Origin of the sequence: Bradyrhizobium sp. RDM12, assembly GCF_051917485.1 — a bacterium.
Taxonomy (GTDB): domain Bacteria; phylum Pseudomonadota; class Alphaproteobacteria; order Rhizobiales; family Xanthobacteraceae; genus Bradyrhizobium.
Genome location: NZ_CM133064.1, coordinates 5,597,607 through 5,620,592, shown reverse-complemented (window position 1 = coordinate 5,620,592; position 22,986 = coordinate 5,597,607). Strand labels below are relative to the sequence as shown.

The window sequence follows — 22,986 nt, the reverse complement described above, 5'->3', positions numbered from 1 at the left end:
GCTCGGGGCATCCAGTAGTGTGCCGAGTATGAACGACAGCTTGGAGGTGGAAGTCCTCTATCCAGCCTGATGACGGCGAAGGATTAGCAAAGCGCAAGGGCGTCATCGCGAGGTGGGGTCTGAAGACAGCGTGGAGCAAAGCCGCGGCCCGATGAACAAACACCGGATAACGAGGCCTACCCGACCGGACGAGCGAGCTACTGATCGCGAAGTCCATAGTCATCAAGGGCCGGGGTGGTAGATCCGGCGGGCGTGCGGCGAAGGCGGTCGATCTTACCTCGGGAGGTCTGCACGGTGTCCCGGCAACGGGACTGAGGTCGCCGCAAGGCGGCCTGACCGCAGTGCAGAAGTCAGCAGAGGGCATAGTAGGCGGCGGCGCGCCGCCGAAGGCCTGAACGGTGGAAGAGGCCAGTAGAGCGGCGATCTCGTGCGAGCCATGCGGCAGAAGAATCAGGTCGAGCTGAACTTGGGCACCGGGGCGGAGGGTGAAGCCCGAAGCGCTGCCGCCCGAGAGCCTGAAGCCTGCCCGGCGGAAGCCTGTCTCGAACGCCCGGCGGTCGCGGGACCGTCGATGGAAGACGTTGTCGGGCGTGAGAACCTGAAGGCAGCGTTGGCGCGAGTGAAGCGCAATAAGGGTGCGGCAGGCGTTGACGGGATGACCGTCGGCGAACTGCCGGCCTATCTGAAGGAGCACTGGCTCACGATCCGCGTCCAGTTGCTTGACGGCACCTACAAACCGCAGCCGGTGCGGCGGGCGGAGATACCGAAGGCGTCGGGTGGCCTGCGGCCGCTCGGCATTCCGACGGTGCTCGACCGCTTCATTCAGCAGGCGGTGATGCAGGTGCTGCAGGCGGATTGGGACGGAACGTTCTCCGAGACGAGCTTCGGCTTTCGGCCGGGCCGCTCGGCGCATCAGGCGGTGGAACGAGCGCAGGCGTATATTGCGTCCGGGCACACTGTCGTCGTGGACATCGACCTGGAGAAGTTCTTCGACCGGGTCAACCACGACATCCTGATGGGGCTCATTGCCAAACGGGTTGCTGACAAGCGTCTCCTGAAGCTCATCCGCAGCTTCTTGAATGCGGGTGTGCTGGAGGGAGGATTGGTCAGTTCGACGGAAGAGGGCACGCCGCAAGGTGGACCGCTCTCGCCGCTGTTGTCGAACCTGATGCTGGATGTGCTGGACAAGGAGCTGGAGAAGCGCGGCCATCGCTTCGTGCGCTACGCCGACGACTGCAACATCTATGTGCGCAGTCAGAAGGCGGGTGAGCGGGTGCTGGCGGGCATCGAACGTTTCCTCGAAAAGCGCCTCAAGCTGAAGGTCAACAGGGCCAAGAGTGCGGTGGCCAAGCCGAGCATCCGCAAGTTCCTGGGCTTCAGCTTTACCCGCGAGCCGCTGCCACGACGGCGCATTGCGCCGCAGGCGATCGCCCGCTTCAAGGCGAGAGTTCGGGAGCTGACGCGACGCACGTGTGGCCAAAGCCTTGCGCAGACTGTCAAGGAGCTGTCACGCTATCTGATCGGATGGCGTGGCTACTTTGGCTTCTGCCAGACGCCGTCGGTGATGCGCGCACTTGACGAATGGATCAGGCGGCGGTTGCGCGCCATCGCCTGGAAGCAGTGGAAGCGTGGACCGGCTCGCTTCGCCGAGCTGCGACGCCGCGGCGTCGGCCGGGTTCTGGCGGCAAAGACCGCCGGCAGCCCACGTGGCCCTTGGCGGCTCAGCAACAGCCCCGCGCTCAACATTGCCGTGCCAAAAGCTCTCTTCGGTTCGCTCGGTCTGGCTTCCATCGCGGCACAGCGGCCCGCATAATCCATCGAACCGCCGTATACGAGACCCGTACGTACGGTGGTGTGGGAGGGGAGGAGTCGCGAGACTCCCCTATCCCGATCACCGCGGCCCCTCGATTCAATCACAAACGTCTCGGCGTATTGGGCGGATTCAACCGGTCAAGCCGCGCGACGATACCGGGTTTGAACGCGGGCATGTGAACGCCCGCGGGCTTGACGCCTTCACGAACGGTGCCACGTTTCCTTACGTGACATCGCGAGCTCAAGGTATGTGGCGCGCTATCCCCGTTCTTATCCTGCTGGCGATATCGACCGTCGCCGCCGACGCGCGGCGTCGGCAGATCAATCCGATACCGTTCTCGCATTCGCCGTGCAGCGTGCTCGACAATCGGCCCTGCACGCCATCCTATTGCAGCGTGCTCGATCACGGCCCCTGTATTCCCGAGATCGATTATCCCTACGGCGAGAACCTTCAGCTCACGATCGAGAGCGTTCCGTCAGACGCCGAACGCGGCAAATACCAGAAGCCGAAACACGATCTCGATACGATCGGCGATCTCTTCGCCGAGTTGCGCAGCTGCTGGTCACCGCCGCCGGAAAGTACCGCGCGGCAAGGCATGCAGATGTCGGTGCGGTTCAGCTTCAACAAGACGGGCGGCCTGATTGGCCCGCCGCGCCTGACATACGCGACCGCAGGCGTCCCGGCCGATACGAGGACGACCTATCTCAATGCAATCAGTTCGTCATTGAACGCCTGCCTGCCGCTGAAATTCACCAGCGGCCTCGGCGGTGCCCTGGCCGGGCGCCCGATCGCGATCCGCTACGTCGATAATCGCGAGACCGGCAAGTAGCGCATCAGTTGCGATCCGCGGCCAATCGATGATAGGCCATGGGGGGCGCTGGTTGAGGGGAGGACGTCGTGGGTCTGCTGGTCATGATCCTGGGGCTGGTGCTGTTTTTCGCCGCCCATGTTTTCACGACGAAACGAGACGCGCGCGCGCAGGCGATCGAGCGACTGGGCGAGGGGACCTACAAGATCCTCTATTCGATCGTCTCGCTCGCGGGGCTGGCGCTGATCGTCTGGGGCTTTGGCCATTATCGCGCGACCGGCTGGATCGACGTCTGGTACCCGCCGAAGGCGATGAAGCAAATCACGATCGCGCTGATGCTGCCTGCCGTCATCCTGGTGGTCGCATCGTATTTGCGTGGGCGCATCTATGCGACGCTGAAGCATCCGATGCTCGCCGGCATCAAGCTGTGGGCGGCTGCGCATCTGCTCGCCAATGGCGATCTCGGCTCCATCATGCTGTTCGGCTCGTTTTTGGGCTGGGCGGTCTATGACCGCATTTCACTCAAGCATCGCACCGATAGCGGCGGGCCGCCGATTCCGGTGGGGGGCGTCACCAACGACCTGATTGCGATTGCCGTCGGCGTCGTCGCCTATCTGGCGTTGGCGTTTGCATTCCATCCTGTCGTGATCGGTGTTCCCGTGATGGGCGGATAGCCGATCAGCGCAAGACAGCACCGCGCGCCCATGCGCGGAAGGTGACAAAAGCAACAAGCCGAGAGCCCTCCGATGGACTGGTCGCAATCTCAGATTCCGCCGATGCGGTGCGAGGCCCGTTTTGGCGATCGGGTGGTCCCGGCCTTCACCGATCGACCGGCCAGTCTCTGGGCGATGATTGCCGAGGCTTGCGCGCGCAACGGCGATGGCGAAGCGCTGGTCTGCGGCAATGTCCGGCTCAGCTGGCGGCAGGCGGTGGAGCAGGCCGCGCGGATTGCATCGGGCTTTCGCAGGCTCGGCCTGCAGCGTGGCGACCGCGTTGCGATCCTGCTCGGCAACCGCATCGAATTCCCGCTGCTGCTGTTTGCGGCCGCGCATGAGGGGTTGGTCACCGTGCTGCTCAGCACGCGTCAGCAGAGGCCCGAGATCGCCTATGTCCTGACCGATTGCGGCGCCAAGATCCTGATCCACGAAGCGGGCCTCGCCGAGCGGCTGCCCGATGCGCGGGATGTGCCCGATGTGATTCATCGCGTCGCCATCGACAGCGATCCGGCTCTGTCGCGCTTCGCGGTGCTCGCCGACAACGCACAAGCCCCGGCTCCGCTCGAAGTGAACGAGGAGGACACTGCGATGATCCTCTACACCTCGGGCACGACGGGCAAACCGAAGGGCGCGATGCTGGCCCATTGCAACATCGTGCATTCCTCGATGGTGTTCGTGTCCTGCCTGCAATTGACGGCAGCCGACCGCTCGATCGCAGCCGTGCCGCTCGGGCACGTCACGGGCGTCGTCGCCAACATCACGACCATGATCCGCTGCGGCGGCGCGCTGATCATCATGCCGGAATTCAAGGCGGCGGATTATCTCAAGCTCGCGGCGCGCGAGCGCGTCACCTACACGGTGATGGTCCCGGCGATGTACAATCTCTGCCTGCTGCAACCGGACTTCGACAGCTATGATCTTTCGAGCTGGCGCATCGGCGGTTTTGGCGGCGCACCGATGCCGGTCGCGACGATCGAGAAGCTCAAGGCGACAATTCCGGGCCTGAAGCTCGCGAACTGCTACGGCTCGACCGAGACGACATCGCCGTCCACCATCATGCCGGGCGAGCTGACGGCGAGCCATATCGACAGCGTCGGTCTGCCGTGTCCGGGTGCGTGCATCGTCGCGATGGGGACGGACGGGCGCGAGCTGCCGCGCGGCGAGATCGGCGAGCTCTGGATCCAGAGCGCCTCTGTCATCAAGGGCTATTGGAACAACCCGAAGGCCACGGCCGAGAGTTTCACTGCGGGCTTCTGGCATTCGGGCGATCTCGGCTCGGTCGACGCCGAAGGATTCGTCCGTGTGTTCGACCGTCAGAAGGACATGATCAATCGCGGCGGGTTGAAGATCTATTCGGCCGAGGTCGAATCCGTGCTGGCCGGCCACCCCGCCGTGGTCGAGAGCGCGATAATCGCAAAGCCATGCCCGGTGCTGGGCGAGCGCGTTCATGCGGTCGTGGTCACGCGCATCCAGGTCGGCAGCGACGACCTGCGAGCCTGGTGCGCCGAGCGATTGTCCGACTACAAGGTGCCGGAGACCATGACGGTCACGGCGGAGCCCCTCCCGCGCAACGCCAATGGCAAGGTGGTGAAGCGCCAGCTGCGGGAGCTGCTGGTCGGGGCCTGAATGCGGCGGGTGGGCCCCGGAATGTCCCGGATCGCGCGTTAACGCCTTGATCGGCCTTGCTTTGCCTTGCCACCGCCATATCGATAGGGTATCGCCGCCGCGACGCGGGGACGGGGCTTTAGACGCGTACGATCTGGCGCGCGCTCCCGGCCGGGCATGGGATTAGCATAAGTGTCTGAATTATTTGACGAAGTCGACGAGGAAGTACGTCGCGAACAGCTCAAAAGGCTGTGGGACAAATATTCGCTCTACTTCATCGCGCTCATGGTGCTGGTCGTGGCGGCCGTAGGTGGCTGGCGCGGCTATCAATATCTGGAGGCGAAGAAGGCCGCCGAGGCTGGCGCGACCTTCGAAAAGGCCGTTGAGCTGTCGGAACAGGGCAAGCACGCCGAGGCCGAGACGGCCTTTGCGGATCTCGCGACCAAGGCCCCATCCGGCTACCGGACTCTGGCGCGGCTTCGCGCTGCGGCCGAGGCATCGGCCCGCGACCCCAAGGCTGCGGCCAAGTCGTACGACGACATCGCCGCTGATAGCGGCGTCGGCAGCGAATGGCGGGATCTTGCCAGGATTCGTGCCGCCGGCCTGCTGGTGGACAGCGCGAGCTACGCCGAGATCCAGCAGCGGCTGGAAACCTCTGCCGAGCCCAAATCGACCTTCCGCCACAGCGCCCGTGAGATGCTGGCGCTGTCGGCGTGGCGCAACAACGATATGACTGCGGCTCGCAAATGGCTCGACGCGATCGCCGAGGACGGCGAAACGCCGCCGGGCCTGCGCTCGCGCGCCGAGGCGCTCCAGGCTTTGCTGCCGCCGGTCGCCAAGAGCTGACCGAGAGCTGACGGTCTAGAGAGCCGAGACGAGATATCGATATGCGCCGTACGCCACGTTTGATCGCAGCCGCCGTCCTGATCGCCTTCACGGGCCTCCTGGGCGGCTGCTCCAGCGGCGGCTTCGATCCGAGCGATCTGCTCGACTTCCTCGACACCAAGAAGAAGCTGCCGGGCGACCGCAAGCCGGTATTCCCCGAGGGTGTGCCGGGTCTCGAGCAGGGCGTGCCGAAGGACCTATACAAGGGCGCGCAGCAACAGCAGGATCCGAACGTGCCTGCCGTCGCGGCGCTGCCTGCCGAGCCTCCGGCCGTCGAGCCGGCGAAACCGTCGAAATCCGCCAAGGGCAAGAAGACCAGGCAGCCGGCCGCGACCGCAGCCGCTCCGGCTGAAGCGCCGGCCGGCGAGGTCGATGGCGAGGCACAGCCCGAGGCGGCCCCGGCGCCGACGACTGCGCCGCCCAAGCACAAGATCGTCCGCAAGCGCACCACCGCGCCGCCGCCGGACCAGCAATCCGCACAGCAGCCGGCACAATCGGCACAGACCACCCAGCAGCAGCAGTCGCAGCAGGGAGCCTTCCCGGCGCCGATGCCCAGCGGCAGTTTCTCCCGCTGATATTTTCACCGAATTGACAGGCGCTACCTCCACGGCGCACGAATGACTGATGTCCTTTACGATTGCCATCATCGGCCGACCCAATGTCGGCAAGTCGACGCTGTTCAACCGCCTGGTTGGACAGAAGCTCGCGCTTGTCGATGATTTGCCCGGCGTCACTCGCGACCGCCGCGAAGGCGAGGCCAGGCTCGGCGACCTCGAGTTCACCATCATCGACACCGCCGGTCTCGACGAGGGCGCCAAGGGCTCGCTGACTGCGCGCATGCAGGAGCAGACCGAAGCGGCGATCGCCCAGGCTGATGCGCTGTTCTTCGTGATCGACGCCCGCATCGGTCTCACGCCGACCGATCGCGCCTTCGCCGATTTCGCCCGCAAGGCCAACAAGCCGGTGCTGCTGGTCGCCAACAAGAGCGAGGGCAAGCACGGCGACGCCGGCGCGATGGAATCCTTTGCGCTTGGCCTCGGTGATCCCATCCAGATATCGGCCGAGCATGGCGAGGGCATGGGCGAGCTTTACGACGAGCTCGCCAAGCTGATGCCGGAGCCGGTCGACGAGGATGAGGCGGAGGACGACGAGCCGCTCACCGAGGAGGAGGCCGCGACCCGCCCGATCCGGGTTGCCATTGTCGGTCGCCCCAATGCCGGCAAGTCGACCATGATCAACCATCTGCTCGGCGAGGAACGCCTGCTGACAAGCCCGGAGGCCGGCACCACGCGCGATTCCATCGCGGTCGAGATCAACTGGAGAGGCCGCGAATTCCGCGTGTTCGACACCGCCGGCCTGCGCCGGCGCTCGCGCATCGAGGAGAAGCTGGAGAAGCTCTCGGTTGCGGATGCGCTGCGCGCGGTGCGCTTTGCCGAAGTCGTCGTGATGATGATGGATGCGCAGAACCGCTTTGAGGAGCAGGATCTGCGCATCGCCGACCTGATCGAGCGCGAGGGACGCGCTGTCGTCCTCGCCGTCAACAAATGGGACCTGATGGAGACCAAGGGCGGCGGCGCGATCTCGACGTTGCGTCGCGACGCCGACCATTGGCTGCCTCAGGTCAAGGGCGTGCCGATCGTCGCCGTCTCCGGCCTGATGGGAGAGGGCATCGATCGCCTGATGCAGGCGATCCAGGACGCCTATGCGCTCTGGAACAGGCGCGTCTCGACCTCGGCATTGAACCGTTGGTTCGAGGAGGCAGTCCAGGCCAATCCGCCGCCGGCTGTGTCCGGCCGCCGGCTGAAGCTGAACTACATCACGCAGACCAAGGCGCGGCCGCCGAGCTTTGTGCTGTTCTGTTCGCGGGCGGACGCCGTTCCGCAGTCTTATCTGCGCTACCTCATCAACTCGATGCGTGAGGCTTTCGAGCTGCCGGGCACGCCGGTGCGCATTACCTTGCGCGAGAAGGCCAATCCCTTCGCCCACAAGCGGAAGCGGCCGTCGTGAGCTTCCGGGTCTGGTGCTTGCGCACCGACCCGGAATGACCGCTACGCGGTTACTTCTTCACCAGCGGACACTCGCTGTCCTTGAGCGGCTTGGCGGCATCTTCCGCCGGGATCGTCGCGACCAGCTTGTAATAGTCCCACGGTCCCTTCGACTCCTCGGGCTTCTTGACCTCGAACAGATAGGCGGGGATGAGACGGCGGCCGTCCTCGCGCAGCGGGCCCTTGCCGAACAGCGGATCGTCCGTCGGCATCTCCTTCATCTTGGCGACGACCTTGGCACCGTCATGCGGATTGCCGCCGAGCGCTTCCATTGCCTTGAGATAGTGCAGGACCATCGCGTAATTGCCGGCCTGGGTCATCGACGGCATCGCGTTCTTGCTGGCGAGTGCGGCGAAGCGCTTCGACCAGGCGCGGGTCTGGTCGTTCATGTCCCAGTAGAAGGATTCGGTGAAAGTCAGGCCCTGCGCGGTCTTGAGCCCCAGCGAATGCACGTCGTTGATGAACAGCAGGGCCGCCAGCTTCTGGCCGCCGGAGACGATGCCGAATTCGGCCGCCTGCTTGATTGCGTTCGTGGTGTCGCCGCCGGCGTTGGCGAGGCCGACCACCTTGGCTTTGGACGACTGGGCCTGCAGCAGGAACGACGAGAAGTCCGAGGTGTTGATCGGATGCTTGACGCTGCCAAGCACCTTGCCGCCATTCGCCGTCACGACGGCCGTGGTGTCGCGCTCCAGCGCATGGCCGAACGCATAGTCGGCGGTCAGGAAGAACCAGGTGTCGCCGCCCGCCTTGGTCAGCGCCTTGCCGGTGCCGTTGGCCAGCATATAGGTGTCGTAGGTATAGGAGACGGTGTTCGGTGTGCAGGCCTTGCCGGTCAGGTCGGCGGAGGCGGCGCCGGAATTCAGCAGCACCGAATTCTTTTCCTTGACGAGGTTGTTGACCGCCAGCGCAACACCGGAATTCGGCGTGTCCGCAATCGCGTCGACCTTCTCGTTATCGATCCATTGCCGGGCGATATTGACGCCGACGTCGGGCTTGTTCTGGTGATCGCCGCTCAGCACGTCGATTTTCCAGCCCTTTTTCAGCAGGCCGGAATCCTCGACGGCCATCTTGATCGCGACCACGGAGTTCGGGCCGCCGATGTCGGCATAGAGGCTCGACATGTCGTTCAATACGCCGATCTTTACAGTCTTGTCCTGGGCGTAGGCGGATGTAGCAAAACCGAAGGCGGCGCAGGCCAGAAGGGCCGCAGAGCGGCGCGCGAACGTCGTCGTCATAAAAGGTTTCCTCCATTGTCAAATATGCGGACGGCTCTCTTGTGGAGCCTTGTTCCGCCGGATTCCGTAGCCGGTCCCAAGGTCGGCGGCAATGCGCCTAAAGCCGGATGACGCTCTGTCAAAGCGTCATCCGTCGGTTAACTTTTGGGCAAAATGCGTCGAGGCGCTATTTGAGCGCGTCCGAGGTCAGCTTGAATTTCTGGATGCGCTTTCCGGTGTCGACCTCGGCGGTATAGACGTTACCCCCGGCATCGACCGCCATGGCATGCACCCAGTGGAATTGCCCGGCGTTGCGGCCGTTGTGGCCGAAGCTGCCAACGACGCTGCCGTCCTCGCGCTTGATCACCCTGATCTCGTTGTTCTCGCCGTCGGCGCTGAGCAGCCAAGTTTGCTTCGGATCGGGCCAGATCGCGATGTCCCACACCGCGCCGTTGCCGAGCGTGTTCTTCTCGAAGAAGAACTCCTTCACGAAGGTGCCGTCCTTTTTGAACACCTGGATGCGGTTGTTGATGCGGTCGCAGACATAGACGAGACCGTCGCTGGCGATCTTCACGCAATGGACGGGATTGCCGAATTGCTGGGATGCCGGCGCCTTGGGATCATAGGCTGCCTGCTTGCTGTCGTCGGGCTTGTTGCCGTAGGCACCCCAGTGCCGCTTGTAGGCGAGCGTGGTCGCATCGAACACGATGACGCGGCGGTTGCCGTAGCCGTCGGCGACGTAGATTTCGTCGGCTTCCTTGTCGAGCGCGGTCTCGGCGGGCTTACCGAGCTGCGTCGTGTCGTTACTTCCGAGGCTCGGCGCGATCTTGCCGATCTGGGCCACGAACTTGCCGTCGAGCGTGAATTTCAGGATCGCGTTGTCGTTGTCGGCATTGCCGCCGATCCAGACGAAGCCTGCCGGATCGACCTCGATGCCGTGCTCGCGGCCGACCCATTCATAGCCAGTGCCGGGTCCGCCCCAGGATCGCAACAGATTGCCGTCGGCGTCGAATTCGAGCACGGGCGGCGCCGACACGCAGCACTTCGAACGCGGTGGGTTGAGGCTTGCACCCTTCTCGTCGTCGGTGAGCGAGCGCGGACGGTGGATCACCCAGATGTGGCCCTGCCAGTCGACCGTGATGCCGCCGACCTGGCCGAGAATCCAGTTGTTCGGGAGCTGCTTGGGCCAGGACGCATCGACAGCGAAGGTCGGAATGTCGCCGGCTTTGGCAACGTTGGGAAGCGGGAAGGCGATGGCTGCAATCAGGATGGAGAAAGCCTGAGAGATGCGTGCGAGCGAACGGTTGAGGCGTGTAGAATCAAGCCCTGCGCGATCACGCCATGGCGCCATGGCAACCTCCTTTTTTGGCTTGCGGCTTGCTGCCGCTTGGCGCGGGCAGTCAATCGCGGGGAGGTGCTTAAGTCAATCAGGCCGGCGCGCGGAAGCTCATCAGGCTGCGCGTTTTGTAGTCGTAGAATTTGCCGGTCTCGGTCCAGCCGGGCGCGCACAGCGGGACGATGAACGCGGCGACCTGCTCCGGGGTCTCGAGCGTCGTGGGATCTTCGCCCGGCATCAGGGTTGCACGCATGCGGGTACGGATCGGACCCGGGTTGAACAGGTTGACGCGCAAGGGCGTGTTCGCGGTCTCCTGCGCCCAGGCGCGCGCCAGCGTCTCCAGCGCGGCCTTGGAGGCGGCGTAGGGGCTGACATAGGCGGTCGCCTTGTTGGCGGCGCCCGAGGTGATGAAGACGGCGCGACCGGCATCGGACTGCCTCAGCAGCGGCTCCATGCAGCGGATCAGCTGGAAATTTGCGGAGACGTTGACGGCCATCACGTCGTTGAACGTCTTGAGCTCGATATGCCCGACCGGCGAGGAGGGGCCGAGCACGCCGGCATTGCCGATGAGGATGTCGAGCTTGCCATAACGCTCGTGCAGGCCTGCCCCAAGCCGCGCGATGCCGTCGGAATCGGTGAGGTTGAGCGGGACCAGCGTGGCGCCGTTGCCGCCTGCTCTACGGATCTCGTCGTCGAGCTCCTCGAGCCCGCCCTGCGTGCGTGCAGTCGCAACGATATGCGCACCGGCCTTCGCCAGCGCGAGTGCCGTGGCAAAACCGATGCCGCGCGAGGCGCCGGTGACGAGAGCGATGCGGTCAGCGAGGGGCTTGGTCATGGCGGCGTTTTACAGGCGTGGCTGGTTGGGACAAGCCCCCGCGAACTGTCATTCCGGGGCGGTCCGCAGGACCGAACCCGGAATCTCGAGATACTCAGGTGCACAATTGCGCACCATGGTACGATGCTGCGCATCGCCCCGGGATGACGGCTGGGCCGTTAGCTCGCCTCCGCCAGCAACGACAGCTGGCGCGGTTGCGGCTCGGTCTGGGTCTGGTCGGTGAGGTGGGTCGGATAGGCGCCGGTAAAGCAGTGATCGGAGAATTTCGGATTGGCGGGGTCGCGGCCGGGCTCGCCCATGGCGCGGTACATGCCGTCGATCGACAGGAACGCGAGCGAGTCGGCTCCGATGATCTCGCGCATTTCTTCCAGCGAATGCGTCGCGGCCAAAAGGCCGCCGCGATCCGGCAGGTCGATGCCGTAATAGTCGGGGTAGAGGATCGGCGGCGAGGCGAGGCGGAAATGCACCTCCTTGGCGCCGGCGTCGCGCATCATGCGTACGATCTTCTTCGACGTGGTCCCGCGCACCAGCGAGTCGTCGATCAGGATGATGCGCTTGCCTTCGATCGCGGCGCGGTTGGCCGAATGCTTCATGCGCACGCCGGATTCGCGGATCGCCTGCGTCGGCTGGATGAAGGTGCGGCCGACATAATGGTTGCGGATGATGCCGAGCTCGAACGGCACGCCGGAATGCTGGCTGTAGCCAATCGCGGCGGGCACGCCGGAATCCGGCACCGGCACCACGACGTCGATCGGCACATGGCTTTCGCGCGCGAGCTGCGCGCCAAAGGCCTTGCGAACCTCATAGACCGAGCGGCCGTGGACGATGGAATCCGGGCGCGAGAAATAGATGTATTCGAAGATGCAGGGCCGCGGTGCGATCGGCGGGAACGGCTTGTGGACGTCCTGGCCGTTCTCGTCGAACACGATGACTTCGCCGGGTTCGATGTCGCGGACAAAGCGTGCGCCGATGATGTCGAGGGCGCAGGTCTCGGACGTCAGGATCGGGCAGCCGTCGAGATCGCCAAGCACCAGCGGGCGGATGCCGCGCGGGTCGCGCGCGCCGACCAGCTTCTTGTTGGTGAGCGAGACCAGCGCGTAGGCACCTTCGATTTCGCGCAGCGCGTCGATATAGCGCTCGATGAAACGCGCGCGCCTGGAGCGAGCGACCAGGTGCAGGATCACCTCGGTATCGGTGGTCGACTGCATCATCGCGCCGTGCTTCACGAGATCGCGGCGCAGCGTCAGGCCGTTGGTGAGATTGCCGTTGTGGGCGACCGCGAGGCCGCCGGCATTGAGTTCGGCGAACAGCGGCTGCACGTTGCGCAGGATGGTTGCGCCCGTCGTGGAATAGCGGACATGGCCGACCGCCATGTTGCCGGGCAGGCGGTCGATCACCTCGCGGCGGGAGAAGGTGTCGCCGACGAGGCCGAGGCGGCGTTCCGAGTGAAAGCGGCTGCCGTCGTAGGAGACGATGCCGGCGGCTTCCTGGCCGCGGTGCTGGAGGGCGTGCAGGCCGAGGGCGGTGATGGCGGCGGCGTCCGGGTGTCCGTAGATGCCGAAGACCCCGCATTCCTCGCGCAGCGTATCTCCCTCCAGGTCGTCCTGAAGCTCTAGCGCGGCCGGGCCGGTATCGAGATCAAGTTGGGCGTCCTGGTCGGGGTGTCGCATCTCGTCCGCGCCTCTCTGTTGGCTCAATCAACGCGCCGCAGGTTTCTCGATCAGCTTCTTCAGGCTGTCACGAGCAGGTTTACTGTATCCGTCGCCACTGCCCGAAGGCTGCTGCTCGGTATCAGCTTGATCATCATCTGGTTTGTTTTTCTTGAATCTCTTCAAGATGGTGTTCTCGGGGTCATCCGGCAAGAGGGACATCAGCCAATCCCCGGTTCCCTGGAGCACCACGCGGGACTTGGCCCCCGTGACCCAGTCCGGGCGCTGCTTGTCCGGCACCAGCCAGGTGAAGAACAGGAACGCGACCACGACGATCAAGAGGCCGCGCGCCAGGCCGAACAGGAAGCCGAGGGTGCGATCCAGCGCGCCAATGCGCGAATCCAGGATCATGTCGGAGATCCGGACCGTGATCACGGAGACCACGACCAGGGTACCGACGAACACGCCGGCGACCACGACCACGCTCGCGACGGTGTCGTTGTTGAAATAGGTCTTGGCGGTCGGCAGCAGCTTGGAGAAGGAGTACAGCGTCACGATCGCCGCCGTGCCCCAGGCCGCAATCGAGAGGATTTCGCGCATGAAGCCGCGAACCATCGCGAGCAGGCCCGAGATCAGCATCACACCGAGCAGGATCAGGTCGAGGAGTGTAACTGGCATCGGCTGGTCTGGTCCGCTCGTACTCTCAAAGGGTGCTCAGCGAATCGGTGCTTGGCCGCCGCCCTAAAAGAGGGGCAGACGGCACGCCCGGCAAGGCCGCAACCACGCAATCCCATGCTGCTTTTGTGACGGCTGTATAGCTGTGGGGGCGCTTGACGTCACCTCCAGCTACCCCTCTCCGCGGCGGAATCTTGCCGGTGTGGCATTTTTCTCCGCCGGCGGGCTCGAGTCGCCGCGGCGGGAGCCCTTGGCGGCGATTTCGGCGACCAGTGTGGTCAGGGTGTTGACCGCGTTCAGAGTCAAGCCGGTGTCACCGCTGGCCTCGGCGCCCCGGGCCGATTCGGGCAGTACGGCGCGTTTGAAGCCGAGTTTGACCGCTTCCTTGAGCCGGGCCGGGGTCTGTGCCACCGGGCGGATGACGCCGGAAAGTGAAATCTCGCCGAAATAAACGGCATCGGTGGGTAACTGCGCATTAACCAGGGAGGAAACCAGCGCCGCCGCAGCGGCCATATCCGCCGCCGGCTCGTGGATGCGTAGGCCGCCTGCGACGTTCAGATAGACGTCGTGGCCGGACAGCTTAACCCCGCAATGGGCTTCCAGCACCGCCAGCACCATCGAGAGCCGGCTCTGATCCCAGCCGACCACAGCGCGGCGCGGGGTGCCGAGCGAGGTTGGGGCCACCAGCGCCTGCAATTCGACCAGAACGGGCCGCGTGCCCTCGATGCCCGCGAAGACTGCGGTGCCTGGCGTGCCGAGATCGCGCTCGGACAGGAACAGCTCGGAGGGGTTGGTGACCTCGCGCAGGCCGAGGCCGGTCATCTCGAACACGCCGATCTCGTCGGTCGGGCCGAACCGGTTTTTGACGGCGCGTAGGATTCGGAACTGCTGCGAGCCTTCGCCTTCGAAGGACATCACGGCATCGACCATGTGCTCGACGACCCGGGGGCCGGCGATCTGGCCGTCCTTGGTGACGTGGCCGACCAGGATGATGGCCGCACCGGTCTTTTTGGCGAAACGAATGAGCGCCTGCGCCGACGCGCGTACCTGCGTCACCGTGCCGGGCGCCGATTCCACCGTGTCGGTCCACATGGTCTGGATCGAGTCGATCACGATCAGCCGGGGGACCGCGCCTTCCGACAATGTCGAGACGATGTCCTCGACCGAGGTCTCGGCCGCGAGCTGCACCGGCGCGTCCGACAGCCCGAGCCGTTCGGCGCGCAGACGCACCTGGGCGATGGCTTCTTCGCCGGAGATGTAGACGATGCGGTGGCCGGCGCGCGCCATCAGACTGGTCGCCTGTGTCAGCAACGTCGACTTGCCGATCCCGGATCGCCGCCAACGAGGAGCACCGAGCCGCGAACGAAGCCGCCACCGGTCACGCGGTCGAGCTCGGTCATGCCCGAGGACAGGCGCGGCGCGTCAGGGCTTTTTCCCGCGAGGCTCTCCAGCGCAAAGGTACGGCCCTTGCGTTTGGAGCGGATCGAGACCGGCACGCTGCCGGTCGCGTCTTCCTCGGCCAGCGTATTCCACTCGCCGCAGGACTCGCACTTGCCCTGCCAGCGGTTATAGGCCGCGCCGCAGTTCTGGCAGACGAAGGAAAGCGTGTTCTTGGCCATGGGATTGGTGAGTCGAGGATGTCGGGGCTGCTGATAGCACGGAACGGGATCAGGGGCGAATACGGCCGACGACCAATCTCTGACGGCGATTGTCTTCTCCGGCGGCATTGGGCTTGGCGCCCAACGCTGGACCGCCTGCAACAGCTGATCGACTTCGAACGCCTGAAGGCTGGCGACCTGCGCATCACCATTTGCGCGACGGACCTCAAAAGTGGGGAAGCTTTGCAATCCGATTCTCGCTCCGCCGCCGCATTTCAGCCGGTAATACTCCGCCAGGGTCTGAGGAGATCATTCGGCCTGTTCTGAGCAAGCCGAATTGGATTCGAGCTTGTCCAACTGGATGGATTGTCAAGACCGCAGACGTGTAGCATGGTGACGCCGCAACCGAAAGTAGATCGAGCGTATTGGTCATAAATCGCCTTCGAAATTCAACTAGCTTCTCTTGTCGTGGTACAAAAATGCGAGACACGGATGTAGCGGCTGCAGCAACGTCAGTGGGATCGTCGTCACAAGCTCTGCCCGACGCTCAGGTCGAAGTAACGATCTCAACGCGCAATCTGGTGGAGCGTGTCTTTATGCGGACCGTCTACTGGGGCGGCTGCACCGCTGCTGTTTGCGGTCTTAGGTTCAACCGGTGTGTTGGCGGGCTTTCTCGGGAAGACGCAATGGCTGATGAGCATCATTGCTCCGATTTGGCCTGTATTGCCAACGCAATATGAGGTTGTTCTGCGCGGTCTCGGTCCGGGGCACGCTTCGAGCTATGCCTTTCTTTGTGCGACACTTTGGATTTGGCCGTTCGCGTGCGCGTTAGGTTTTGTTCGAGCGCATTTGCAGGAGAAGAGGCAAGTTCTTCCGGTGTCGCCTAAAGAGATCGGGCAATTCATCTTGCTTGTTCCGTTTGCAGCATTTTTTCTTGTGTTCGATCTGACCAAAGCGGAGAGCCGATATTTGGCTTTCATCCAGATCGTTGGGGTTTCTTCTACTTCCGACAGTGGTTCCTCTTTGCCCTAACCGCCGTGATTCCAGCAATATTGGTTTATGTCAGTGGGCGGCGCGCATTGGGCAGGTTGAAGCACTAGGCTTATCAGTCATTTCCCGACATGCGTGTTTGCTCTCAACTGTCGAGGTCATGAATGATGGGCCGCAGGGGGCCCGCCTCATCCAGTTCGAGCGTTGCAAGTGTTATCGGCAGTTTGAAGCGCCTCGGGCCAGCGCTGCCGGGATTCAAGAACAGGACTCCCTTGATCGTGTTGATCTGCACCCGATGCGAGTGACCGGAGATGATGGCATCAATCTTAGAACTCGCCGGGTCGATCTGGAGAGCCTTGAGATCGTGCAGGAGATAGAAGCAGCGGCCGCCGAGGTGGAGCGTTTCGGTTTCGGGATAGTGTCTCGCCCAATCGCCGACATCGACATTTCCTCTGATCGCGGTGACGGGCGCAATTGGCCGGAGCCGTTCCAGAACGTCCGGCGCGCCGATGTCGCCGGCGTGGATGATGTGTGACACTCCGGCAAGGCATTGTTCGACCTCCGGCCTCAAGAGACCGTGCGTGTCTGAGATCACTCCGATCCTCAACGACATCTCGGCGAACTCCAGGGCGATGCCGTACTGTAAGGTTCTACGGCGAGATTCGGCTGCGAGACTTCAGTGCAGCACATCCAGTGGCACCTTCCCGATCTCCTCGCCGTCCTGGTTTGTGACGAGAATGGAGAAGTTGCGGCCCTTGAGCTCGGGTCGCTCCGCCAGAAGTCGCCTGGCAATGACTTCGGCAACGTCCAAAGCCTGAATGTCGTCCGGCAGCTCTGAGCCCCCTTCGTCGGTCACGGTCCTGGAATCCACCAGATCGAAATGATAGCGCGGCACGTCCACCCTCGCGGTTTCCTCGCAGGAACGCGCAATCTCAACGGTTCGTTCCGGCAGGGGAAGCTCGTGCGTGACCGTCACGTTTGAATAGCGGTCCAGAGCATGGACAGCCCCGCCGCGATCATGATCGCGTCCATTACCAGGCGGAACATTTCCGGCTTCAAATGCAGCACGAAGCGTTTTGCGATGAAGGCGCCGGCCATCAGTGACGAGCCCGCGACGAGGCCCTTGATGAAGACCTCCTGCGTCAGCGCGCCGAAGCGTTCGAACGTCACTGATTTGGCGAAATAGATGCCGAGCGAGGCGGCAGCCTCGGTCGCGAGAAATGCGCCTTTGGAAAGGCCGTAGAACAGAAACAGTGGGACGCTGAGCGGACCGGTCGAGACCACGATGCCGGTGAGATAGCCGATGATAGCGCCGCCAATCGTAAGATGCCAGAGATTGGCCTTGAGGTCGTGCCGCGCCAGCCAGTGCCGCACCGGCACCATCGCGATCAGGAACATGCCGATGGCGAGATCGACGGCATGCGAGGGCAGGGCCAGGAGCGTCCGTGCGCCCAGCACCGCAGCCGGAATGCCCGTGACCGAATAGGCCGCGCAGGCCCGCCAGTCGACCTCGCGCCACCACGCCAGAATGCGCGAAAAGTTTGCCATCACGGAAGCGACTGCCATGATCGGCACGGCCTCCTTCGGCCCATAGGCATACACCAGCACCGGCATCAGCACGATCGACGAGCCCGTGCCGACGATGCCTGAGATGGTGCCGGCGACGAGGCCGACGCTGAGAACGAAGAGAAAGGCCAAGGGCAGGACTCCGGGAATCGGTCGAGTTTAGCCGGAGGAGGGGGAAGCGCGAATGGGGATGCCGGCGCCGGCTCCAGTTCGTTCATCACGGTCACCGAGTCCAGATCGACATCCACCGCAGCCATATCCAGCACCTCCAAGAGGTCGCACGGCGATATCAGCGGCTTTGTCACGTTGGAGGTGGAGAGCGAGATCACGGCGGCGGGGGATGGCGGAATTGTGATCACCAACACCAACAGCCCGCCGCCGTTCAACTGTCGGTTCGTGCGACTGCGAACCGGAAGTGAGCAAGCCCAGTCGTCCCGCTGCTGACAGCATGTTGGCAGCAGCGGCCGGCTATGACCATCTCCTGACAAAAAGGAGAGCGGGTCATGCCGGTCGAGGCAAGCTGTCATTGCGGTGAGACTGTGTTCGAAGTCACCGAGGCGCCTGCGAGCGTGACGCGCTGCACCTGTTCGCTCTGCGCCAAGCGCGGCGCATTGTGGGCTTATTACACGCCCGCGCAGTTTCGCCTGCTGTCGCCGCCGGAGAACGTCGCCTCCTATCAATGGGGCACGCGCACGGTCAAACATCATTTCTGTGCGAGATGCGGCTGCGGCACCTACTCTGAATCGCCGGACTGGTCGACGGGCAAGCCCGATTTCGACAATCCCAAAGTCGGCGTCAATGCGCGCCTGTTCGACGATTTCGATCTGGAAGCGGTGCCGGTAAATGTGATCGACGGCAAGAGCCTGTGGTGAGCGTTGTCACCGTAGGACCACCCACGCCGGCGCGTGATCGCTGGCGCCATCCTCGCCACGAACCTTCTTGTCAACGCCGGCCTTGGCCAAGCGTGAGACGAGGGCAGGGCTGAGCAGCAGATGGTCGAGCCTGAGGCCCGCATCGCGCGGCCAGCGATTCCGCTTATAGTCCCAGAAAGTGTAGATGCGGCTGTCTCCATGCAGCTCGCGGATTGCGTCGCACCAGCCTTGCGCGACAAGCGAGGCGAACGCCGCACGGCTTTTCGGCTGGATCAGCGCATCCTTGTCCCATGACCGCGTCGGATAGATGTCGATCTCCGTAGGCGCGACGTTGAAGTCGCCGGCGAGCACGACGGGCAGGCCCTGCTTGATAAAGGTCCTGGCGTGGCGTTTCAGCCGCGCAAGCCAGTCCAGCTTGTAATCGAACTTCGGCCCGGGCTGCGGATTGCCGTTCGGCAGATAGATGCTGGTGACGATGATGCCGCGGACGGCGGCCTCGATGTAACGCGCCTCGTGGTCGTCGGGCCCTCCCGGCAGCCGGTCGCGCGTCAGCACCGGCTCGGCGTTGCGGGCGAGGATGGCGACGCCGTTCCAGGTCTTCTGTCCGCGCCAGACTGCGCCGTAGCCGGCCTTTTCGATTGCCGCTGCCGGAAATTCGCCATCACTTGCCTTCAACTCCTGGAGTGCAACGACATCCGGCTTCGCCTCGCGCATCCATGCGAGCAGATTGGGCAGGTGGCGGTTGATGTTGTTGATGTTGAATGTCGCAATCTTCATGTAGAGCTGATCGCCTCGCACGTCCCGACACCGGAGATACAATGTCCAAGTTGAGCTTTGCCGCTATTGCATTCGCCGTCGCACTCTCCGGGGCCACTTCCGCACAATCGGCCGATCCGCGCGGCGCATGCAAGGCGGACTACGACAAATTCTGCGCCGGTATCGCGCCCGGCGGCGGCATCGTCGCCTGCCTCAATGGCAAGCGCGATCAGCTCAGCACGACCTGCAAGGCGGCGCTGGACAGCAGGAAGAAGAAGTAAGCGGCGACAGCTCAGCTCGGCAGCGGCGGCGGGCTGGCCGGCCGCTCGGCCGGCGGCGGGGAGGGCGGCTGCTCGGCCGCCTGCGCGGGCTCCGGCTTTGCCAGCGGCTCCACGACATTGCCGCCCTTGTAGACGCGGGCGTAACGGCGGCCGAGGCTCGTCAGCACCTCATAGCCGATCGTGCCGAAATGATGGGCGAGCTCGTCGACGGTGATGCCGTCGCCGAGCAGCGTCACCATGTGGCCGCGACGTGCCGCGTTCGGCGGCAGGTCGGTGATGTCGATCGCGATCAGGTCCATCGAGATGCGGCCGGCCACCGGGCAGCGCTTGCCGGCCACGATCACCTCGGCGCCGCGGGTGCCGTCGTTGGAGCTGGCCGCGCGGAAATAGCCGTCGGCATAGCCGACCGCAATGATCGCGAGCTTGGTCGGCCGTCGCGCGGTCCAGGTGCCGCCATAGCCGACGGTTTCGCCGCGCTCGATAGTGCGGATCTGCACGATGCGCGCCTTGAGGTCGATCACCGGCTGCATCGGATTGTCGGCCTCCGGCGTCGGATTAACGCCGTAGAGCGCGGCGCCCGGTCGAACCAGGTCGAACTGGAAGGGCGCCCCGAGGAAAATGCCTGACGAATTCGCAAGCGCCGCCGGCACGCCCGAGAATTCGCTGGCGATGCCGCGGAAGGCCGCGAGCTGCTTGGCATTGACGGGGCTGTTGAGCTGCTCGGCCGAGACCAGATGGCTCATCACCAGCGTGATGCCATGATCGCCGGCATTGATGCGGGGGATGATGGCCTGCGCCTCCGCAAGCGTCAGCCCGAGCCGGTTCATGCCGGTGTCGATGTGGATTGCGGCGCCGCCGGACCAGCCGGTGCGGCGGCAGAACACGTCCCATTCGGCGAGCTCGTTGAGGTCGCCGATCACGGGACGGCAGTTGATCTTGGCGTAGTGCTCGCCGGTGTTCTGGAAATAGCCGCCGAGCACATATACCGTGGCGTCCGGTACCGCCGCGCGCGCCGTGCGCGCCTCCTCGATGGTGGCCACGAAGAAGGTCTTGCAGCCGGCCTTGTTCAGCGCCTGCGCGACCTGCGCGGTGCCGCAGCCGTAAGCGTCGGCCTTGATCACCGCCGAGCACTCGGCCGGCACGGCCGTCTTCTCGAGCTTGCGCCAATTGGCGATGATGGCGTCGAGATCGACGGTGAGCACGCCGCCGAAGGCAGCGAGCGCGGCAACCTGATTGGCTTCCGCGGAGAGCAGGCCGGATTGCGGGATCATGTTCGGGTCGGACGCCATTATCATGGCGCCGTTTTACGCAAGAGGCAGGTCCGGTTCAAGGAACTCAGTAATCGTTGCCGCTGCGAGCCGGCATCTGACTGTCCGGCGCGAGGTCGCCGAACCGCGTGACCGAGGCTTCGAACGCCAGATCGACGGTGCCTGTCGGGCCGTGGCGCTGCTTGCCGATGATGACTTCGGCCTTGCCGTGCGCAAGGTCCATGTCCAGGCGCCATTTCTCGTGTTCGGGCGTCCCCGGGCGTGGCTCCTTCATCGCGAGGTAATATTCCTCGCGGTAAACGAACAGCACGACGTCGGCGTCCTGCTCGATTGATCCGGATTCACGCAAGTCGGAGAGCTGCGGCCGTTTGTCGTCGCGGGATTCGACCTGACGCGATAGCTGCGACAGCGCGATCACGGGGACATTAAGTTCCTTCGCCAACGCCTTCAGGCTGGTCGTGATCTCCGTGATTTCCTGCACGCGGCTGTCGCTGGCGCGCTTGCCTGAGCCGGAGAGCAGCTGGATGTAGTCGATCACGAGCAGATCGAGGCCCTTTTGGCGCTTCAGCCGGCGCGCGCGCGCCATCAGCTGCGCGATCGACAGGCCGCCGGTTGCGTCGACATAGAATGGCAGCGACTGCAGCTCGATCGAGACCTCGCGGATCTTGTCGAAATCGGCTTCCGAGATGCCGCCGCGGCGGATGTGGGAGGAGGGAATGCCGGTGCGCTCGGCCACGATACGCGTGGCGAGCTGATCGGCCGACATTTCGCAGGAGAAGAAGCCGATCACGCCGCCATTGGCGGCCTTCATGGTGCCGTCGGCCTGGAGCTCGCCGACATAGGCCTTGGCGACATTGTAGGCGATGTTGGTCGCCAGCGACGTCTTGCCCATGCCAGGGCGTCCGGCCACGATGATGAGGTCGGAGTGCTGCAGGCCGCCCATCTTGGTGTCGAGGTCGCGCATTCCCGTCGAGATGCCGGACAGCTTCCCGTCGCGCTGGAACGCCTTTGCCGCGAGATCGACCGCGACCGCCAACGCCTGCGAGAATTTCTGGAAGCCGCCGTCATACCGGCCGGACTCGGCGAGCTCGTAGAGCCGCCGCTCGGCGTCCTCGATCTGCGCCCGCGGCGCGAAATCGACCGGCGCGTCATAGGCGACATTGACCATGTCTTCGCCGATGCCGATGAGGTCACGACGCAGCGCAAGATCGTAGATGGTGCGGCCATAGTCCTGGGCGTTGATGATGGTGGTCGCCTCAGCCGCGAGCCGCGCCAGGTATTGGCCGATGGTCATGCCGCCGACATCGGTGTCGGCGGGCAGGAACGTCTTCAGCGTCACGGGCGTGGCGATCTTGCCCATCCGGATCAGGCTGCCGGCGGTCTCGAAGATGGTCTGGTGCAGCGGCTCGAAATAGTGCTTCGGCTCCAGGAAGTCGGAGACCCGATAGAAGGCATCGTTGTTGACCAGGATAGCACCGAGAAGGCTCTGTTCCGCCTCAATATTATGCGGCGCACTCCGATAAGCGGGCGTTCCGGGTTCGGGCGCGAGTTTGAGAACGTTCAGATCAGTCAGGGCCATGATCGAGCGATAGCAATTTTCTGCGGCGGATGCGGGGCCGGGATAAAGCGCCGCCTCAAGCCAAAGCGGAAGCAAAAGCTCGTCGCTATCAACCGATCTTAAAAGCGGTGGATGATTGGCAGCCGCAGCATGCACCGCGCTTGACGTATTTTTGCGGAACTCAGGTCGAACCGGAAGTGACCGCGATCGCGGCACGGAAGAATCCGGATGCGGTGAACCTAATGAATTGAACTGCAGACGTATGTCAGAGCGCGCGAAATGGCGCGCTGGCCGGCCTTCGGCACAGGTTCAGACCAGCAGGAGGTAGACCAGCGCCACCAGGGCCGCACCGACGCCGGTGGCGATCAGGGCGTAATCGGTGCGGAGGTCGTCCTGCACGTCGAATGAGGTTTGGGTCTCTTTGCTCATGGCGACGATCTAAGCCAGGACCGGCCGAACTTATGTGAAGCAGATCACATCTCCCCGGATTCTTTCGGGGTACCTCCGGAACAGGAC

General features: G+C 64.0%; 21 protein-coding genes and 1 pseudogene. 10 read left to right on the top strand and 12 right to left on the bottom strand.

What is annotated here, in order from left to right; genetic code table 11:
- Positions 1-436 precede the first annotated feature (436 nt).
- The 7 genes from ltrA (at position 437) to der (ending at position 7,834) form a co-directional block, all read left to right on the top strand.
- Positions 437-1,813, top strand: coding sequence for a group II intron reverse transcriptase/maturase (gene ltrA / locus ACTGJ9_RS27640; RefSeq protein WP_456673659.1), 1,377 nt, complete (start codon positions 437-439; stop codon positions 1,811-1,813).
- 247 nt (positions 1,814-2,060) lie between these two features.
- The gene (locus ACTGJ9_RS27635; RefSeq protein ID WP_456673658.1) at positions 2,061-2,642 is read left to right on the top strand and encodes a hypothetical protein; all 582 of its coding nucleotides are present in this window, start codon (positions 2,061-2,063) and stop codon (positions 2,640-2,642) included.
- Positions 2,643-2,710: 68 nt separating this feature from the next.
- Positions 2,711-3,295: an NnrU family protein gene (locus ACTGJ9_RS27630; protein ID WP_456673657.1), complete on the top strand. Its 585-nt coding sequence runs from the start codon at positions 2,711-2,713 to the stop codon at positions 3,293-3,295.
- A 72-nt stretch (positions 3,296-3,367) separates the two neighbouring features.
- A complete protein-coding gene (locus tag ACTGJ9_RS27625; protein ID WP_456673656.1) occupies positions 3,368-4,963 on the top strand; it encodes a class I adenylate-forming enzyme family protein in 1,596 nt (531 codons plus the stop codon).
- A gap of 171 nt (positions 4,964-5,134) precedes the next feature.
- Complete coding sequence (locus tag ACTGJ9_RS27620) at positions 5,135-5,788, top strand: tetratricopeptide repeat protein (protein WP_456673655.1); 654 nt, start codon at positions 5,135-5,137, stop codon at positions 5,786-5,788.
- A 41-nt stretch (positions 5,789-5,829) separates the two neighbouring features.
- Complete coding sequence (locus ACTGJ9_RS27615; RefSeq protein ID WP_456673654.1) at positions 5,830-6,402, top strand: hypothetical protein; 573 nt, start codon at positions 5,830-5,832, stop codon at positions 6,400-6,402.
- 49 nt (positions 6,403-6,451) lie between these two features.
- Positions 6,452-7,834, top strand: a complete 1,383-nt coding sequence (gene der, locus ACTGJ9_RS27610) for a ribosome biogenesis GTPase Der (protein ID WP_456673653.1) — start codon at positions 6,452-6,454, stop codon at positions 7,832-7,834.
- Between the two features lie 49 nt (positions 7,835-7,883).
- Here der and ACTGJ9_RS27605 read toward each other — a convergent pair whose 3' ends face one another.
- The 6 genes and pseudogenes from ACTGJ9_RS27605 to radA all read right to left on the bottom strand — a co-directional run bounded on the left by ACTGJ9_RS27605 (position 7,884) and on the right by radA (position 15,200).
- Positions 7,884-9,107 (bottom strand): ABC transporter substrate-binding protein, encoded by a 1,224-nt coding sequence (locus ACTGJ9_RS27605; protein WP_456673652.1) that lies wholly within the window; start codon positions 9,105-9,107, stop codon positions 7,884-7,886.
- Between the two features lie 166 nt (positions 9,108-9,273).
- The gene (locus tag ACTGJ9_RS27600) at positions 9,274-10,437 is read right to left on the bottom strand and encodes a hypothetical protein (protein ID WP_456673651.1); all 1,164 of its coding nucleotides are present in this window, start codon (positions 10,435-10,437) and stop codon (positions 9,274-9,276) included.
- A 76-nt stretch (positions 10,438-10,513) separates the two neighbouring features.
- Positions 10,514-11,257, bottom strand: a complete 744-nt coding sequence (locus ACTGJ9_RS27595; protein WP_456673650.1) for an SDR family NAD(P)-dependent oxidoreductase — start codon at positions 11,255-11,257, stop codon at positions 10,514-10,516.
- 158 nt (positions 11,258-11,415) lie between these two features.
- Positions 11,416-12,927 carry an amidophosphoribosyltransferase gene (gene purF / locus ACTGJ9_RS27590; RefSeq protein ID WP_456673649.1) on the bottom strand — a complete coding sequence of 504 codons (1,512 nt, stop codon included), beginning with the start codon at positions 12,925-12,927 and terminating at the stop codon, positions 11,416-11,418.
- 27 nt (positions 12,928-12,954) lie between these two features.
- A complete protein-coding gene (locus ACTGJ9_RS27585) occupies positions 12,955-13,584 on the bottom strand; it encodes a CvpA family protein (protein WP_027535210.1) in 630 nt (209 codons plus the stop codon).
- Between the two features lie 168 nt (positions 13,585-13,752).
- Positions 13,753-15,200, bottom strand: a pseudogene (radA, locus tag ACTGJ9_RS27580) (DNA repair protein RadA).
- Positions 15,201-15,872: 672 nt separating this feature from the next.
- Here radA and ACTGJ9_RS27575 point away from each other — a divergent pair.
- Positions 15,873-16,211, top strand: coding sequence for a hypothetical protein (locus tag ACTGJ9_RS27575; RefSeq protein ID WP_456673648.1), 339 nt, complete (start codon positions 15,873-15,875; stop codon positions 16,209-16,211).
- A gap of 103 nt (positions 16,212-16,314) precedes the next feature.
- Here ACTGJ9_RS27575 and ACTGJ9_RS27570 read toward each other — a convergent pair whose 3' ends face one another.
- The 3 genes from ACTGJ9_RS27570 to ACTGJ9_RS27560 all read right to left on the bottom strand — a co-directional run bounded on the left by ACTGJ9_RS27570 (position 16,315) and on the right by ACTGJ9_RS27560 (position 17,867).
- Positions 16,315-16,782 (bottom strand): metallophosphoesterase family protein, encoded by a 468-nt coding sequence (locus tag ACTGJ9_RS27570; RefSeq protein ID WP_456673647.1) that lies wholly within the window; start codon positions 16,780-16,782, stop codon positions 16,315-16,317.
- A 63-nt stretch (positions 16,783-16,845) separates the two neighbouring features.
- Positions 16,846-17,145, bottom strand: a complete 300-nt coding sequence (locus ACTGJ9_RS27565; protein ID WP_456673646.1) for a DUF6894 family protein — start codon at positions 17,143-17,145, stop codon at positions 16,846-16,848.
- Positions 17,142-17,867, bottom strand: coding sequence for a sulfite exporter TauE/SafE family protein (locus tag ACTGJ9_RS27560; protein WP_456673645.1), 726 nt, complete (start codon positions 17,865-17,867; stop codon positions 17,142-17,144). The genes ACTGJ9_RS27565 and ACTGJ9_RS27560 overlap by 4 nt, the downstream gene beginning before the upstream one ends.
- 371 nt (positions 17,868-18,238) lie before the next feature.
- On the opposite strand from ACTGJ9_RS27560, the gene ACTGJ9_RS27555 reads away from it, so the two are divergent.
- Entirely contained in the window at positions 18,239-18,607 is a 369-nt protein-coding gene (locus ACTGJ9_RS27555; protein ID WP_456673644.1) for a GFA family protein, read from the top strand.
- Between the two features lie 6 nt (positions 18,608-18,613).
- On the opposite strand, the gene ACTGJ9_RS27550 is transcribed toward ACTGJ9_RS27555, so the two are convergent.
- Positions 18,614-19,384: an exodeoxyribonuclease III gene (locus ACTGJ9_RS27550; protein WP_456673643.1), complete on the bottom strand. Its 771-nt coding sequence runs from the start codon at positions 19,382-19,384 to the stop codon at positions 18,614-18,616.
- Positions 19,385-19,425: 41 nt separating this feature from the next.
- On the opposite strand from ACTGJ9_RS27550, the gene ACTGJ9_RS27545 reads away from it, so the two are divergent.
- A complete protein-coding gene (locus ACTGJ9_RS27545; RefSeq protein ID WP_456673642.1) occupies positions 19,426-19,644 on the top strand; it encodes a cysteine rich repeat-containing protein in 219 nt (72 codons plus the stop codon).
- Positions 19,645-19,655: 11 nt separating this feature from the next.
- Here ACTGJ9_RS27545 and alr read toward each other — a convergent pair whose 3' ends face one another.
- Complete coding sequence (gene alr, locus ACTGJ9_RS27540; protein ID WP_456673641.1) at positions 19,656-20,933, bottom strand: alanine racemase; 1,278 nt, start codon at positions 20,931-20,933, stop codon at positions 19,656-19,658.
- Between the two features lie 46 nt (positions 20,934-20,979).
- Positions 20,980-22,491, bottom strand: coding sequence for a replicative DNA helicase (locus tag ACTGJ9_RS27535; RefSeq protein WP_456673640.1), 1,512 nt, complete (start codon positions 22,489-22,491; stop codon positions 20,980-20,982).
- Between the last annotated feature and the right edge of the window lie 495 nt (positions 22,492-22,986).

Coding starts and splice junctions, on each gene's coding strand:
- ltrA (WP_456673659.1), top strand. CDS start 437: ATGCGGCAGAAGAATCAGGTCGAGCTGAACTTGGGCACCGGGGCGGAG.
- ACTGJ9_RS27635 (WP_456673658.1), top strand. CDS start 2,061: ATGTGGCGCGCTATCCCCGTTCTTATCCTGCTGGCGATATCGACCGTC.
- ACTGJ9_RS27625 (WP_456673656.1), top strand. CDS start 3,368: ATGGACTGGTCGCAATCTCAGATTCCGCCGATGCGGTGCGAGGCCCGT.
- ACTGJ9_RS27615 (WP_456673654.1), top strand. CDS start 5,830: ATGCGCCGTACGCCACGTTTGATCGCAGCCGCCGTCCTGATCGCCTTC.
- der (WP_456673653.1), top strand. CDS start 6,452: ATGTCCTTTACGATTGCCATCATCGGCCGACCCAATGTCGGCAAGTCG.
- ACTGJ9_RS27605 (WP_456673652.1), bottom strand. CDS start 9,107: ATGACGACGACGTTCGCGCGCCGCTCTGCGGCCCTTCTGGCCTGCGCC.
- ACTGJ9_RS27600 (WP_456673651.1), bottom strand. CDS start 10,437: ATGGCGCCATGGCGTGATCGCGCAGGGCTTGATTCTACACGCCTCAAC.
- ACTGJ9_RS27595 (WP_456673650.1), bottom strand. CDS start 11,257: ATGACCAAGCCCCTCGCTGACCGCATCGCTCTCGTCACCGGCGCCTCG.
- purF (WP_456673649.1), bottom strand. CDS start 12,927: ATGCGACACCCCGACCAGGACGCCCAACTTGATCTCGATACCGGCCCG.
- ACTGJ9_RS27585 (WP_027535210.1), bottom strand. CDS start 13,584: ATGCCAGTTACACTCCTCGACCTGATCCTGCTCGGTGTGATGCTGATC.
- ACTGJ9_RS27575 (WP_456673648.1), top strand. CDS start 15,873: ATGAGCATCATTGCTCCGATTTGGCCTGTATTGCCAACGCAATATGAG.
- ACTGJ9_RS27570 (WP_456673647.1), bottom strand. CDS start 16,782: ATGTCGTTGAGGATCGGAGTGATCTCAGACACGCACGGTCTCTTGAGG.
- ACTGJ9_RS27555 (WP_456673644.1), top strand. CDS start 18,239: ATGCCGGTCGAGGCAAGCTGTCATTGCGGTGAGACTGTGTTCGAAGTC.
- ACTGJ9_RS27550 (WP_456673643.1), bottom strand. CDS start 19,384: ATGAAGATTGCGACATTCAACATCAACAACATCAACCGCCACCTGCCC.
- ACTGJ9_RS27545 (WP_456673642.1), top strand. CDS start 19,426: ATGTCCAAGTTGAGCTTTGCCGCTATTGCATTCGCCGTCGCACTCTCC.
- alr (WP_456673641.1), bottom strand. CDS start 20,933: ATGGCGTCCGACCCGAACATGATCCCGCAATCCGGCCTGCTCTCCGCG.
- ACTGJ9_RS27535 (WP_456673640.1), bottom strand. CDS start 22,491: ATGGCCCTGACTGATCTGAACGTTCTCAAACTCGCGCCCGAACCCGGA.